Source organism: Sphingomonas sp. URJC2 (assembly GCF_059803575.1).
In genome coordinates this window covers 1-13,086 of the sequence record NZ_JAPFGX010000057.1, presented here as the reverse complement: position 1 = coordinate 13,086, position 13,086 = coordinate 1, and the positions used below count along the sequence as shown (strand labels likewise).

General features: G+C 70.1%; 11 protein-coding genes. 8 read left to right on the top strand and 3 right to left on the bottom strand.

Translation table 11 applies throughout. The annotated features are described in order from the left end of the window. Window positions 1-63: 63 nt before the first annotated feature. The 3 genes from rsmD (at window position 64) to OPU66_RS14130 (ending at window position 3,234) form a co-directional block, all read left to right on the top strand. Complete coding sequence (gene rsmD, locus OPU66_RS14140; protein WP_498554297.1) at window positions 64-585, top strand: 16S rRNA (guanine(966)-N(2))-methyltransferase RsmD; 522 nt, start codon at window positions 64-66, stop codon at window positions 583-585. 98 nt (window positions 586-683) lie between these two features. Beyond that, on the top strand, window positions 684-857 hold the full coding sequence (locus OPU66_RS14135; protein ID WP_498554296.1) for a YegP family protein: 174 nt from the start codon (window positions 684-686) through the stop codon (window positions 855-857). A gap of 76 nt (window positions 858-933) precedes the next feature. After that, a complete protein-coding gene (locus OPU66_RS14130) occupies window positions 934-3,234 on the top strand; it encodes an ATP-dependent helicase (protein ID WP_498554295.1) in 2,301 nt (766 codons plus the stop codon). Window positions 3,235-3,336: 102 nt separating this feature from the next. On the opposite strand, the gene OPU66_RS14125 is transcribed toward OPU66_RS14130, so the two are convergent. Next, window positions 3,337-4,209 (bottom strand): alpha/beta fold hydrolase, encoded by an 873-nt coding sequence (locus tag OPU66_RS14125; RefSeq protein WP_498554294.1) that lies wholly within the window; start codon window positions 4,207-4,209, stop codon window positions 3,337-3,339. A 96-nt stretch (window positions 4,210-4,305) separates the two neighbouring features. Next, window positions 4,306-6,114: a DNA mismatch repair endonuclease MutL gene (gene mutL / locus OPU66_RS14120; RefSeq protein WP_498554293.1), complete on the bottom strand. Its 1,809-nt coding sequence runs from the start codon at window positions 6,112-6,114 to the stop codon at window positions 4,306-4,308. 140 nt (window positions 6,115-6,254) lie between these two features. Between mutL and OPU66_RS14115 the strand changes: the two genes are divergently transcribed. From OPU66_RS14115 to rodA, 5 genes are read left to right on the top strand one after another with little or no spacing between them, the layout of a single operon-like run. Beyond that, window positions 6,255-7,295: a rod shape-determining protein gene (locus tag OPU66_RS14115; RefSeq protein WP_160593608.1), complete on the top strand. Its 1,041-nt coding sequence runs from the start codon at window positions 6,255-6,257 to the stop codon at window positions 7,293-7,295. A 16-nt stretch (window positions 7,296-7,311) separates the two neighbouring features. Then, entirely contained in the window at window positions 7,312-8,214 is a 903-nt protein-coding gene (locus OPU66_RS14110; RefSeq protein WP_498554292.1) for a rod shape-determining protein MreC, read from the top strand. Further along, window positions 8,211-8,723 carry a rod shape-determining protein MreD gene (locus OPU66_RS14105; RefSeq protein WP_498554291.1) on the top strand — a complete coding sequence of 171 codons (513 nt, stop codon included), beginning with the start codon at window positions 8,211-8,213 and terminating at the stop codon, window positions 8,721-8,723. The genes OPU66_RS14110 and OPU66_RS14105 overlap by 4 nt, the downstream gene beginning before the upstream one ends. Further along, window positions 8,720-10,810: a penicillin-binding protein 2 gene (gene mrdA / locus OPU66_RS14100; RefSeq protein WP_498554290.1), complete on the top strand. Its 2,091-nt coding sequence runs from the start codon at window positions 8,720-8,722 to the stop codon at window positions 10,808-10,810. Before OPU66_RS14105 ends, mrdA begins: the two co-directional genes overlap by 4 nt. After that, window positions 10,807-11,916 (top strand): rod shape-determining protein RodA, encoded by a 1,110-nt coding sequence (rodA, locus tag OPU66_RS14095; RefSeq protein ID WP_498554289.1) that lies wholly within the window; start codon window positions 10,807-10,809, stop codon window positions 11,914-11,916. Before mrdA ends, rodA begins: the two co-directional genes overlap by 4 nt. Before the next feature lie 158 nt (window positions 11,917-12,074). On the opposite strand, the gene OPU66_RS14090 is transcribed toward rodA, so the two are convergent. Beyond that, the coding region (locus OPU66_RS14090; protein WP_498554288.1) for an ABC transporter permease at window positions 12,075-13,086 on the bottom strand (1,012 nt) is incomplete at its 5' end.

Sequence of the window (13,086 nt, the reverse complement as noted above, 5' to 3'; positions counted from 1 at the left end):
GGCCCCGGCCGCCCGCCCCGCCCCACCCGCCCCGGCGGCCGGCCGAAGCGGGGCTGAGGCACGATGCGGATCATCTCCGGCCAGTGGCGCGGGCGCACGCTGATCGCGCCCGAGGGCGACGCCACCCGCCCGACCGCCGACCGCACGCGCGAGGCGCTGTTTTCGATGCTGACCAGCCGGCTTGGCAGTTTCGAGGCGCTGCGCGTCGCCGATCTGTTCGCCGGCACCGGCGCGCTGGGGCTGGAAGCGCTGTCCCGCGGCGCGGGATCGTGCGTGTTCGTCGAGCGCGACCATGGCGCGCTGACCGCGCTCAAGGCCAATATCGCCCGGCTTGGCGCAACCGGCGCGGATGTGCGCGCTCAGGCGGCGGAGGGCTTTGCCGGCGGGCCGTTCGACATCGTGTTTCTCGATCCGCCCTATCGCTCGGGCCTGGGCGTGAAGGTGCTGCCGCGCCTCGCGCTCGAGCCGGGCTGCTGGGCGAGCATCGAGACGGCGTTTGACGAGGATGTCGAGGTGCCGGGCTTTGCGGTCGACGCGGTGCGCCGCCATGGCAAGGCGAAGCTGACGCTGCTCCACAAGCTTTGACGGCATCCCGTCTCTCAACCCGCCCGCATTGACGGCCCGCGCGATCCGCGCAAGCCTGCTGCGCCCGACGGAACAAGCTCGGCGGCAGGGAGGGGCCAATGGCGCACAAATTCGTGATCAAGAAGACCGATGGCGGCGAATATCGCGCCTATTTCAAATACAACAGCGAAACGATCTTCTGGACCGAGGCCTATGCCGCCAAGGCCGGCGCGCGCAACGCCATCGAGTCGATCCTGAAAAACGGCCCGACCGCCCCGATCGAAGAGGAGTAAGCGCGGAGGGCGACAGGCGGGGCAAAGCCGCAGGCGGCGGTTGCGATTGCCGCCCGCGTTCCCTAGTTGTTCGCGCGTGACCCTGCCCGATCTCCCTCCCCCCGTTCCCGGCCCCGCCGATCCGCCCTATCTGTCCGGGCTGAACGCGCCGCAACGCGCGGCGGTGCTGACGACCGACGGCCCGGTGCTGGTGCTGGCGGGTGCGGGCACCGGCAAGACGGCGGCGCTGACCGCGCGGCTTGCGCATCTGATCGCCACCGGCCGCGCCCGGCCGGGGGAGATTCTGGCCGTCACCTTCACCAACAAGGCGGCGCGCGAGATGCGCGAGCGCACCGGGCGGATGATCGGCGCAGCGGTCGAGGGGATGCCCTGGCTCGGCACCTTCCACGCCATTGCCGCGCGGATGCTGCGCCGCCATGCCGAGCTGGTCGGGCTTCAGTCCAACTTCACGATCCTCGACACCGACGATCAGCTGCGCCTGCTCAAGCAGCTGATCGTCGCTGAAGGCATTGACGAGAAACGCTGGCCCGCGCGCCAGCTCGCCGGGCTGATCGACCGGTGGAAAAATGGCGGCCTGACCCCGGCCGATGTCGGGCCGGGCGAGGCGGAGGCCTATGCCGGCGGCAAGGGGGCGGCGCTCTATGCCCTTTACCAGCAGCGGCTGGCGGCGGTGAATGGCTGCGATTTCGGCGATCTGCTGCTGCACATGCTCACCATCCTGAAAACGCACCGCGACGTGCTGGAGAGCTATCAGCGCCGCTTTGCCTATATCATGGTCGACGAATATCAGGACACCAATGCCAGCCAGTATCTCTGGCTGCGCCTGCTGGCGCAGGGGCGGCGCAACATCTGCTGCGTCGGCGACGACGATCAGTCGATCTATTCATGGCGCGGGGCCGAAGTCGCCAACATCCTGCGGTTCGAACGCGATTTTCCGGGTGCCGAGATCATCCGGCTCGAACAGAATTACCGCTCGACCGGCCATATCCTGGGCGCGGCCTCGGGCCTGATCGCCGCCAATAGCGGGCGGCTGGGCAAGACGCTGTGGACGGCGGCGGACGGCGGCGAGAAGGTGCGCGTGCTGGGCGTGTGGGACGGGCCGGAAGAGGCGCGGCGCGTGGGCGAGATGATCGAGGATCATCGCCGCGCCGCATCCGACCGGGCGATGCCGCTTGCCGACTGCGCGATCCTGGTGCGCGCCCAGTTCCAGACCCGCGAGTTCGAGGACCGGTTCATCGCCATCGGCCTGCCCTATCGCATCGTCGGGGGCCTGCGCTTTTACGAGCGGCAGGAGATCCGCGACGCGCTCGCCTATCTGCGGCTGGTCAGCCAGCCGGCCGACGATCTGGCGTTCGAGCGCATCGTCAACACGCCCAAGCGCGGGCTGGGCGACAAGGCGATGGCGCGGCTGCACGCGCTCGCCCGGGCCGAAGGGGTGCCGCTGATGGTCGCGGCGGCGCGCATCATCGACAGTGACGAGCTGACCCCGCAGGCGCGGCGCGCGCTCACAGGTTTTGTCGGCGCGGTGGCGCGCTGGCGCGATCTGGCGACCGGCCTCGACCATCCCGATCTTGCCCGCCAGATCCTCGACGAGAGCGGCTATACGGCGATGTGGCAGGCGGAAAAATCCGCCGATGCCGCCGGGCGGCTGGAAAATCTGAGCGAGCTTGTCCGCGCGATGGAGGAATATGACACGCTGGGGGCGTTCCTCGAGCATGTCAGCCTGGTGATGGACAATGACGATGGCCGCAGCGCCGATCAGGTGACGCTGATGACCATCCATGCCGCCAAGGGGCTGGAGTTCGACACGCTGTTCCTGCCCGGCTGGGAGGAAGGCGTATTCCCCTCGCAGCGCGCGCTCGACGAAGGCGGGACCGCGAGCCTCGAGGAGGAACGGCGGCTTGCCTATGTCGCCATCACCCGCGCGCGGCGGCAGGCGACGATCCTGCACGCCGCCAATCGCCGCATCTATGGCCAGTGGACGAGCGCGATCCCGTCGCGCTTCATCGGCGAGCTGCCGGCCGAGCATGTCGTGGCCGAAGACAGTCTGGCCGGCGGGGCGAGCCTGTGGCGCGCCGCATGGTCGCCGCATGAAGATCCCTTTGCCCATGTCGCCGGGCGCGAGACGGGGCGCGGCCCCGGCTGGCGGCGCGCGGCGGTGAGTGGGGTGCAGCCCCAGCCCCGGCTGGTCGAGGCGCGGGCAAGCGCCGTCAGCCTGGGCCAGCCGGGGCGCAGCGACCTCACCGTCGGCCAGCGCGTGTTCCACCAGAAATTCGGTTATGGCGCGATTGCGGTGATCGAGGGCAACAAGCTGGAGATCGATTTCGAGCAATCGGGCCGCAAGCGGGTGATCGACAGCTTCGTCACCCCCGCCTGACCACAGCATTTTCAAGGCGGGTGATGCGCCCGGCGGCTCGGAAAATGCGGACAATCAAACCTTGGGAGTGGCCGACTCGATCCAATCGGCCCGGAAACCGCTTTATCGGGGCGTCACGGTGGCCCCGGCCGTGCGCGGGCCCATGAACGCCGCCAGCGCGTCGCGGCCCTCGCGGCTGTCGAGCGCGCCGCCATGGCCGACCGGCACCGGGCGCAGCGTCACCTGCGCGCCGCGGGCGGTAAGCTGATCGGCAAACTCGCGCATCCGGCGCGGGCGGATCACCTTGTCCCCGGTGCCCGACAGCAGCAGGATCGGCGCGCGCCCGGCCAGCGCATAGCCGAAATAATCAAAGCCGCGCAGCGCCTCGTCGGTCCGCACCTTGACGAACGGCTTGGCGATGCCGGGCACGAAATCGCGGCCGATGGCCTGATAATCGGCAGCGCTGCCCTCGATGATCAGCCCGGCAAAGCCGCCGCCGCGCACCATCGCCGCCGCCATGCTGCCGCCGAACGACAGGCCATAGGCATAGACCGGCCCAGCCCCCAGCCAGCCGTCGCGGCGCAGCCGTTCGACCATCGCCGGGCCGAACGCGACCGCCGCCTCGATCGTCGCCGGCACCGTGGTGCCGCCCCGGCCGGGATAGTCGTACAGGATGATATCGGCCCCGGTGACGCTGGCGAGGCTCGCCGCCATCCGGCTCGATGCGTCGGAATCGACGAACCCGCCATTGCCCGCGCTGTAGATGATCGCCGCATCGCTGCCCGGATTGTCGAGCCGCACCACCCGCACCCGCCCGATCCCGTCCAGATCGATCAGCCGGCTGGTCGCGGCATAGCCGGGCGGCGCTGTCAGCAGCTGTTCGGGGGCGGCGAGGCTTTCGCTCGGAAAAAAGCTCGCCTGGGTGATGACGGCGGTGCAGCCGCCCGTCCCGCCGGCAATCATCGCCCCGATCAGCACCGACCTCAGCCGCGACATGCACGCCCTTTCACCAGAATGACCGCGCCCGATCAGGCGGTGGCGCATGGAACGACGATGTCGAAACTATTGTCAACCGGAAGAAGCGCCGCCGCCCTATTTGCGCCCGAACAGTTTTTCCACATCGGTCATCGACAGCTTCACCCAGGTCGGGCGGCCGTGATTGCACTGGCCGCTGTGCGGGGTGATTTCCATTTCGCGCAGCAGGGCGTTCATTTCGGCGACCGACAGCGACCGCCCGGCGCGGACGCTGCCGTGACAGGCCATGGTGGCGGCAATCGCGTCCAGCCGCTCGGCAAGGCTGAGCGCGGCGTCGAACGCGGCCAGATCGTCGGCCAGGTCGCGGACCAGCGCCTGCGGATCGTCGGTGCCGAGCAGCGCGGGGGTCGCGCGCACCAGCATCGCCGCCGGGCCGAAGCGTTCCAGCTCCAACCCCAGCGCCGCCAACTCGGCCGCCCGCGCCTCCAGTCGGTCGCAGGCCGGCTCGTCCAGTTCGACCACTTCGGGCAGCAGCAGCGCCTGCGCCGCCACCCGCCCTTCGGCGGTCGCGCGGCGCATCCGTTCGAGCACCAGCCGCTCATGCGCGGCATGCTGGTCGACAAGCACCAGCCCGTCCTCCGCCTCGGCGACGATATAGGTCGCCGCCACCTGCCCGCGCGCCACGCCCAGCGGGTGGCGCAGCGCCTGCGGCACCGGGGCGAAGGCCGGCTCGGCACGGCCCAAAGGTGCCCAGACGGGTGCGGGGAAGCCCGACGCAGGGGGGCCGGAAGGGGCCGGCATCATCCCCCCGCCCGCCAGCCCGTCGAGCGCCATCTGGTCGCGCCCCGGCCAGCCGGTGACGGCATCATGCACCGCCGCTGCCGCCGGCCCGGCCGGCCCGGTCTGCCAGCCCGACAGGATCGAGGGTGCGCGCGCGCTCTGGTGGCCGGCGGCATCGAGCGCGCGGCGGATGCCGCCGACGATCAGGCCGCGCACCGCCGCCGGATCGCGGAACCGCACCTCGGTCTTGGCCGGGTGGACGTTCACATCGACCTCGGTCAGCGGCAGATCGAGGAACAGGGCGACCAGCGGGTGGCGGTCGCGCGCCAGCAGATCGGCATAGGCCCCGCGCACCGCGCCGGCGAGCAGCCGGTCCTTCACCGGGCGGCCGTTCACGAACAGATATTGATGATCGGCGACCCCGCGGCTGAACGTCGGCAGCCCGGCCACCCCGCCCAGCACCAATGAGTCGCGCACCAGATCGATGGCGATGCTGTTGGCCGGCAGATCGCGGTCGGTGAGCGCGGCGACGCGCCCCGGCCGGCTGTCGCCTGGCGGCACCGTCAGGGTGGTGCGCCCGTCATGATCGAGGGTGAAGCCGATGTCCGGCCGCGCCATCGCCAGCCGCCGCACCGCATCCAGACAGGCGGCATATTCGGCGCGCGCCGAGCGCAGGAATTTGCGCCGCGCCGGCACGCGTTCGAACAGCGCCTCGACGCGGATGCGCGTGCCCGGCGGCAGCGCCGCCGGCCCTTCGCGGCCGACCGCGCCATTGTCGATGTCGAGCGCCCAGCCATCGGCCCCGCGCACCCGGCTTTCGATCCGCATCCGCGCGACGCTGGCAATCGAGGGCAAGGCCTCGCCGCGAAAGCCGAGCGTCGCCACCTGATCGATGGCATCGTCGGGTAGCTTGGACGTGGCATGGCGTTCGATGGCCAGCCGCATGTCCTCGGGCGTCATCCCGCAGCCATCGTCGGCGACCTCGATCAGCTCGGTCCCGCCCGCACCCAGCCGGATGGCGATGCGCCGCGCGCCCGCGTCGATGGCGTTTTCGACCAGTTCCTTGAGCGCGCTGGCCGGTCTTTCCACCACTTCACCGGCGGCGATACGATTGACCAGATGCGAGGGCAGGCGACGTATTGACATGCCCCACGCTCTAGCCCAAGCCGCCGAGGCCCGCGACCCGGTCCCTCTGTGCAAACGCGAAAAGATTCCGTGCCGATGGCCGTAGGAGCGGGCGACAGGCCCCTGTTGGGGAAGCGGGACCTTATCGGACGGATCTGGGCATGTTCTTTTCGCGTTTCTTCAAATTTATTTCGCACGACATGGCAATCGACCTCGGCACGGCGAACACCGTGGTCTATGTGCGCGGGCGCGGCATCGTGCTCAACGAACCGTCGGTGGTCGCCATCGAAACGGTCAACGGCGTCAAGCGCGTCAAGGCCGTGGGCGACGATGCCAAGCTGATGATGGGCAAGACGCCCGACACCATCCAGGCCATCCGTCCGCTGCGCGACGGCGTGATCGCCGACATCGATGTCGCCGAACAGATGATCAAGCATTTCATCACCAAGGTGCATGGCCAGCGGCGCTTTCCGCGCTGGCCCGAAATCGTGATCTGCGTCCCCTCGGGCTCGACCTCGGTCGAACGCCGCGCGATCCGCGACGCCGCCTCCAATGCCGGGGCGAGCCAGGTGTGGCTGATCGAGGAACCGATGGCCGCCGCGATCGGGGCCGACATGCCGGTGACCGAGCCGATCGGCTCGATGGTCGTCGATATCGGCGGCGGCACCACCGAAGTCGCGGTGCTGTCGCTGCGCGGGCTGGCCTATACCACTTCCGTGCGCGTCGGCGGCGACAAGATGGACGAAGCCATCGCCTCCTATGTCCGCCGCAACCACAATCTGCTGATCGGCGAAGCGACGGCGGAGCGGATCAAGAAGGAAGTCGGCACCGCCAAGCCGCCGGCCGATGGCGTCGGCAAGACCATCCAGATCAAGGGCCGCGACCTCGTCAACGGCGTGCCCAAGGAAATCGAGATCAATCAGGGCCAGATCGCCGAGGCGCTGTCCGAACCGGTCGGCACGATCATCGAGGGCGTGCGCATCGCGCTGGAAAACACCGCGCCCGAACTGGCGGCCGACATTGTCGATCAGGGCATCGTCATCACCGGCGGCGGCGCGCTGCTTGAAGGGCTGGACGAGGTGCTGCGCGACGAGACCGGCCTGCCGGTCACCATCGCCGATGATCCGCTGACCTGCGTGGCGCTGGGCACCGGGCGGGCGCTTGAAGACCCGATGTTCCGCGGCGTCCTGCTGACCGCCTGATCCGGGCGGCGCGGTCATGGCACGCCCTTCCGATCGGCGGCCCGGCCATTCGCGGCGGGCGCAATATGGGCTGTTTTTCAGCTATGTCGCGGCGGTCTCCGGCGCGATCGTGGCGCTGTTGCTGCTGATCCTGTCGGCGGTCGACCCGCAGGGGTTCGGCGCGCTGAAGGGCGCGGTCGGCGATGCGATGATGCCGCTCAGCGCCGGCGGCCGCGCGGTCGTGCGCACGGTGGGCGATCTGGGCGCCGACATGGGGGCCTATGTCGATGCTGCCGGCAAGGTCCGCCGGCTGGAAGCGCAGGCGCGGGCGCGCGAGACGGCGCTGATCAAGGCACGCGCGGTCGCGGTTGAAAATGCGCGGCTCAAACGCCTGCTCGGCATTGTCGAGGCGGGGCGGCCGCCGGTTGCGACCGCGCGGCTGGTCAGTTCGTCGGGCACCAGCATCCGCCGGTTCGCGATGCTGTCGGCGGGGCTGACTTCGGGCGTGCGCATCGGCATGCCGGTGCGCGGGCCAGACGGGCTGATCGGTCGCGTCGCCGGGGCGGGCGCGATTTCGGCGCGGGTGCAGCTGATCACCGATGGCGGCACCGTGGTGCCGGTCAAGCGCGCTGCCGACGGCCTGCCGGCAATCGCCACCGGGCTGGGCGACGGGCGGATCGAAATCCGCACGCTGGGCGCTGAATCCAACCCGTTCCGCCCGGGCGACATCTTCCTCACCTCGGGCGCGGGCGGCGTCTATCCCCCCGATCTGCCGGTCGCGCGGGTGACGCGGCGCACCCGCGACGGCGCGGTCGCCCTGCCCGCCGCCGATCCGGCGCGGCTCGATTACGCCATTGTCGAGCTGCCGTTCCAGCCGGCGCTGGCAGATGCCGGCAACGGGGCCGAAAGCGGGAGCCAGAACGGGATCGGGCAGCCATGAACGCCCGCAGCGGCCAGTTCGGCGCGCCGCCGGTGCTGTCGGCCCGCGCGCGCATCGTGCCCGTCGCCGCGACCATGGCGGGTTCGATGGTCAGCGGCCTGCCGATCATTCTCGATCAGCCGCTGCTGCCGCCCGCCGGGCTGATGATGCTGCTCGCCTGGCGGCTGTTGCGGCCGGGGCTGTGGCCGGTCTGGGCGGCGCTGCCGCTGGGGCTGTTCGACGATCTGGCGAGCGGCCAGCCGGTCGGCAGCGCGATGCTCAGCTGGACGCTGATCTTCCTTGCCATCGAGGCGTCGGAACGCACGCTCGTCTGGCGCGACTATGTGCAGGACTGGCTGATCGCGGCCCTGTGCCTGATCGGCGGCATCGCGTTCGGCTATGGCGCAGCGCTGGCGGCGGGCGGGGCCGCGCCGTTCCCGGTGATCGTGCCGCAGATGCTGATGGCGGTGCTGCTGTTCCCGATGACCGCGCGGCTGTGCGCGCGGCTCGACCAGTGGCGGCTGCGATGAAGCGGCCGCCCCGCGTCGTCACCGAAGCCAGCCAGACCTTCACCTTCACGCGCCGGGCGATGTTCCTGGGTGCCGCCCAGGCCGGGATCGGGCTGGTGCTGGCCGGGCGGATGGCGTGGCTGTCGATCGCCGAGAATGAACGCTATGCGCTGCTGTCGGAAAGCAACCGCGTCAATCTGACGCTGATCCCGCCCCGGCGCGGCTGGATCATCGACCGCAATGGCCGGCCGATCGCGATCAACCGCACCGATTTCCGCATCGACATCATCCCCGACCGGCTGACCGATGCCGACCGGGTGCTCGCAACCCTGCAAAGCCTTTTGAAACTGCCGCCCGAAGAAATGGCGCGCATCCGCGAGGATCTGGACGCAGCAGCCGGCTATCAGCCGGTGCAGGTGGCCGAAAATCTCGACTGGAACAGCTTTGCCGCGGTGAGCGTGCGGCTCGACGAGCTGCCCGGCGTGTCGCCGATGCGCGGCTATTCGCGCTTCTATCCCGACGGGGCGGCGGTCGGCCATCTGATCGGCTATGTCGGCGCGGCCTCGGCCAAGGCCTATGAGGAGAGCAAGGATCCGCTGCTGATCACGCCGGGGTTCAAGGTCGGCAAGGACGGGATCGAAAAGCAGCTCGAGCCGCTGCTGCGCGGCAAGCCCGGCGCGAAGCGCGTCGAGGTGACGGCGCGCGGCAAGCTGGTGCGCGAGCTGGCGACGCGGCCCGACGAGCCGGGCCGGTCGCTGCGCCTGACCATCGACGAGCAGCTTCAGGCCTATGCGGCGCGGCGCATGGGGCCACAATCGGGCGCGGCCATCGTCATCGACTGCCAGACCGGCGGCATCCTTGCGATGGCGTCGATGCCGGCGTTCGATCCCAACAGCTTTTCCGACGGCATCGGCCGCGACGAATGGCGGATGCTGTCGGAGGATGAGCGGCGGCCGCTTTACAACAAGGCGCTGCTCGCCATGTATCCGCCCGGATCGACCTTCAAGCCGATCCATGCACTCGCCATTCTGGGCGCGGGGATCAGCCCGAAAGAAACCGTGCACTGCCCCGGCGGCTACCGGCTCGGCAACCGCTTCTATCGCTGTCTGGCCCGGCACGGCACGGTCGACATGACCCGCGCCATCGCCAAGAGCTGCAACACTTATTTCTATGCGATGGGCCGGCGCATCGGCATCGAACGCATCGCGGAAGCCGCGCGCACCGCCGGGCTGGGGCGCAAATATGATCTGCCCTTCCCCTCGCAGAATTACGGCACCGTGCCGGACAGCGCGTGGAAAAAGCGCAAATATGATCAGGACTGGTCGGCGTCGGACACGCTCAACGCCGCCATCGGGCAAGGCTATGTGCTGGTCACGCCGCTCCAGATGGCGGTGGCGGCGGCGCGTATCGCCTCGGGCCGGATGATCGAGCCGCAATTGCTCGCCGCGCGCGCCAAAGGGGCCGGCGACGCGCTGCCGATCCCACCCGAATATCTGGCCGCCGTGCGCGAGGGGATGCGCCAGGTGGTCAATGGCGACGGCACCGCCGGGCGCAGCCGGCTGCCGATTGCAGGCATCGAAATGGCCGGCAAGACCGGCACCGCGCAGGTGCGGCGCATCGCCGGCGGCCAGCGCGGCGGGCTGAACGTGCCGTGGAAATATCGCGATCACGGGCTGTTCGTGTTCTTCGCCCCGGCCGACAATCCGCGCTATGCCGGGGCGGTGGTCGTCGAACATGGCATGTCGGGATCGGGCGCGGCGGCCCCGGTTGCGCGCGACATCATGACGTTCCTGTTCGATCCCGAAAAGGCGATGGCGACGCTGACGGAGATGGAGGCCGGTTGGGGCGGCGACATCACCCAGCGCATGGCGCGCGAGGCCGCCGCCTTCAAGACGCGCGGCACCCCGGCCGCCGATCCGGGCGCAGGCACGGCCCCCGCAGGCGCGCCCCAGGCCGGAACCGGCCCGGCCGGCGCGGGTCAGGCGACCACAGCTCAGGCCGGCACAGGTCAGGCCGGCACTGCCGCTGCGGGGTCAGCGCAGGCCGCCGGACCGGCAACGCCCGGCCAGCCCCCCGCCCCGCCCCCGCCAGAGGAAGACCCGGAATGAGGGACAGCCTGATCCCAGCCCCGCTTGCCGCCCTGCCCTGGCGGGTGCTGCTGCTGGTCGCCGCGATCGGCGGCTTCGGGATGGTGGTGCTCTATTCGGCGGCGGGCGGCAGCATGACCCCCTGGGCGCTCAACCAGGCCGTGCGCTTCACCCTGTTCCTTGCCCTGGCACTCGCCCTGTCGCGGGTGCGCAAGGCGAGCTGGCAGCTGATCGCCTTTCCACTCTATGCCGTCGTGCTGGTGATGCTGTTCGGGGTCGAACTGCTCGGCGCGGTGCGCGGCGGCAGCCAGCGCTGGCTCGATTTCGGGGTGATCCGTCTCCAGCCCTCCGAAATCATGAAACCCGCCATCGTGCTCACGGTCGCGCGCTTCTATGCGCTGCTGCCGCCGGGCCAGACGCGCACGCTGACCGCGATCTGGCCGGCGGCGCTGCTGATCGGCGTGCCGGTCGCGCTCGTCATGCTGCAACCCGATCTGGGCACCGCGCTGATGATCGCGGGGGGCGGGTTCACCGTCACCTTCCTCGCCGGCCTGCCGCTGCGCCTCTATGTCGGGGCGGGCCTTGGCCTCGCCGCTGCGATGCCGATCGCGTTCAGCATGCTGCACGAATATCAGCGCAACCGGGTGCTGATCTTCCTCAATCCAGAGGCCGATCCGCTCGGCAAGGGCTATCACATCACCCAGTCCAAGATCGCGATCGGATCGGGCGGCCTGTCGGGCAAGGGGTTCCTGCAAGGCACGCAGAGCCATCTCGACTATCTGCCTGAAGGGCATACCGATTTCGTGTTCGCGACGATGGCCGAGGAATGGGGGCTGATGGGCGGCCTGTTCCTGATCGGCGCGTTCCTGCTGCTGATCCGCTGGGCGATGCTGGTGGCGATGGCGGCGCGGACACGCTTTGCCCGGCTGACGGCGGGCGGGCTGGCGATGACGATCTTCTTCTATTTCGGCATCAACCTGATGATGGTCATGGGGCTGGCCCCGGTGGTCGGCATTCCGCTGCCGCTGGTCTCCTATGGCGGGTCGGCGGTGATGACGGTGATGATCTGTCTGGGCATTCTGATGTCGATCGACCGCGACAACCGCCGCGCCGCGCCGGGGTTTTGAGCGGGGTTTTCTTTGCGCGCCTCCCGGCGCGGGGGCGGCACCGGGAGTCCTTTGTTTGGTCGCGGCACCGGCCCGCTCCCCCACCCGGCCACCCAGATGATACTGCCGTTGGGTGGCCGGGTGGGGGAGCGGGCCGGTGCCGCGACGTCCTGAACAGTTCAGCCGCTACGCCGCGCGAACAGGCGGATGCCCCCTGATTTCAGCACGCCCATGCGGAACAGCCGCGCGGCGAGGATGATCGTCCCGGTCAGCCACAGCAGCTGCCACGCCAGTGCCGCTGCATGCTGCCACAGCGGCACGCCCATCGCCGCCCGCGCCGCCATCGCAAAGGGCGAGCTGAACGGGAAGATCGCGGCGAACAGCCCGATCGCGGTGTCGGGCGCATTCGCCGCCGCCCCGGCCAGCGCGAACATCGCCACCTGAAACAGCGTGATCGGCAGCGACAGCATCTGGATTTCGCGCATCGTCCCCGCCTGTGCGCCTACGCCCAGGAACACCGCGCCAAGCAGCAGGAAGGCGAGCATGAAATAGGCGATGAACAGCAGGATGAAGCCCGGCCGCACGATCACCTCGCGCAGCGGCGCGGCCAGATCGCCGGGCAGCAGCGCCGCCCCCTGCATGATGAGCGCGCCCCAGAAGCCGATGAACAGAAACGCGACGCCGAGCATGCCGAGCAGCTTGCCCAGAAACACCGCCTCCAGCGGCGCGGCAGCGGCCAGGATCTCGATCGCCTTGTTCGCCCGCTCTTCAGCGAGCGTGCCGACCGCCTGCCCGGCCAGCAGCAGCGTCAGGAAGAACATCGCGAACACGACGCCGAAGCCGAGCGACCGGCCGCTTTCCCGCGCCCGGTCCGCGCGCGGCAGCGCGACCGTATCGACCCGCGCCGGCGCGCCCGCCGCGGCGGCAGCGGCGTCGAGCGCGACCAGATAATCGCCGGCAAAGCCTGCCGATATCCCCTCGGCCGCCAGCACGCGCCGCGCGCCGGGCGGGCCATAAAGCACCGCGGGCACCCGCGTGCCGTCCGCCGATCCGCTACCGACGACCAGCGCCCGCGCCTGCGCGGCGGGATCGGCGGCAGGGGCCATGACGGTCAGCGGCATCGTCCTGGCCCGGCGCGCCAGCACGGCGCGCAGCACCGTATCTGCCCGGCGCAGCGCCGCCGCCTCGGCC

Bases quoted from the DNA above. Each gene is read 5' to 3' on its own strand.
- rodA (WP_498554289.1), top strand. From the start codon at position 10,807: ATGAGGGACAGCCTGATCCCAGCCCCGCTTGCCGCCCTGCCCTGGCGG.
- OPU66_RS14105 (WP_498554291.1), top strand. From the start codon at position 8,211: ATGAACGCCCGCAGCGGCCAGTTCGGCGCGCCGCCGGTGCTGTCGGCC.
- OPU66_RS14110 (WP_498554292.1), top strand. From the start codon at position 7,312: ATGGCACGCCCTTCCGATCGGCGGCCCGGCCATTCGCGGCGGGCGCAA.
- OPU66_RS14115 (WP_160593608.1), top strand. From the start codon at position 6,255: ATGTTCTTTTCGCGTTTCTTCAAATTTATTTCGCACGACATGGCAATC.
- mrdA (WP_498554290.1), top strand. From the start codon at position 8,720: ATGAAGCGGCCGCCCCGCGTCGTCACCGAAGCCAGCCAGACCTTCACC.
- rsmD (WP_498554297.1), top strand. From the start codon at position 64: ATGCGGATCATCTCCGGCCAGTGGCGCGGGCGCACGCTGATCGCGCCC.
- OPU66_RS14125 (WP_498554294.1), bottom strand. From the start codon at position 4,209: ATGTCGCGGCTGAGGTCGGTGCTGATCGGGGCGATGATTGCCGGCGGG.
- OPU66_RS14135 (WP_498554296.1), top strand. From the start codon at position 684: ATGGCGCACAAATTCGTGATCAAGAAGACCGATGGCGGCGAATATCGC.
- mutL (WP_498554293.1), bottom strand. From the start codon at position 6,114: ATGTCAATACGTCGCCTGCCCTCGCATCTGGTCAATCGTATCGCCGCC.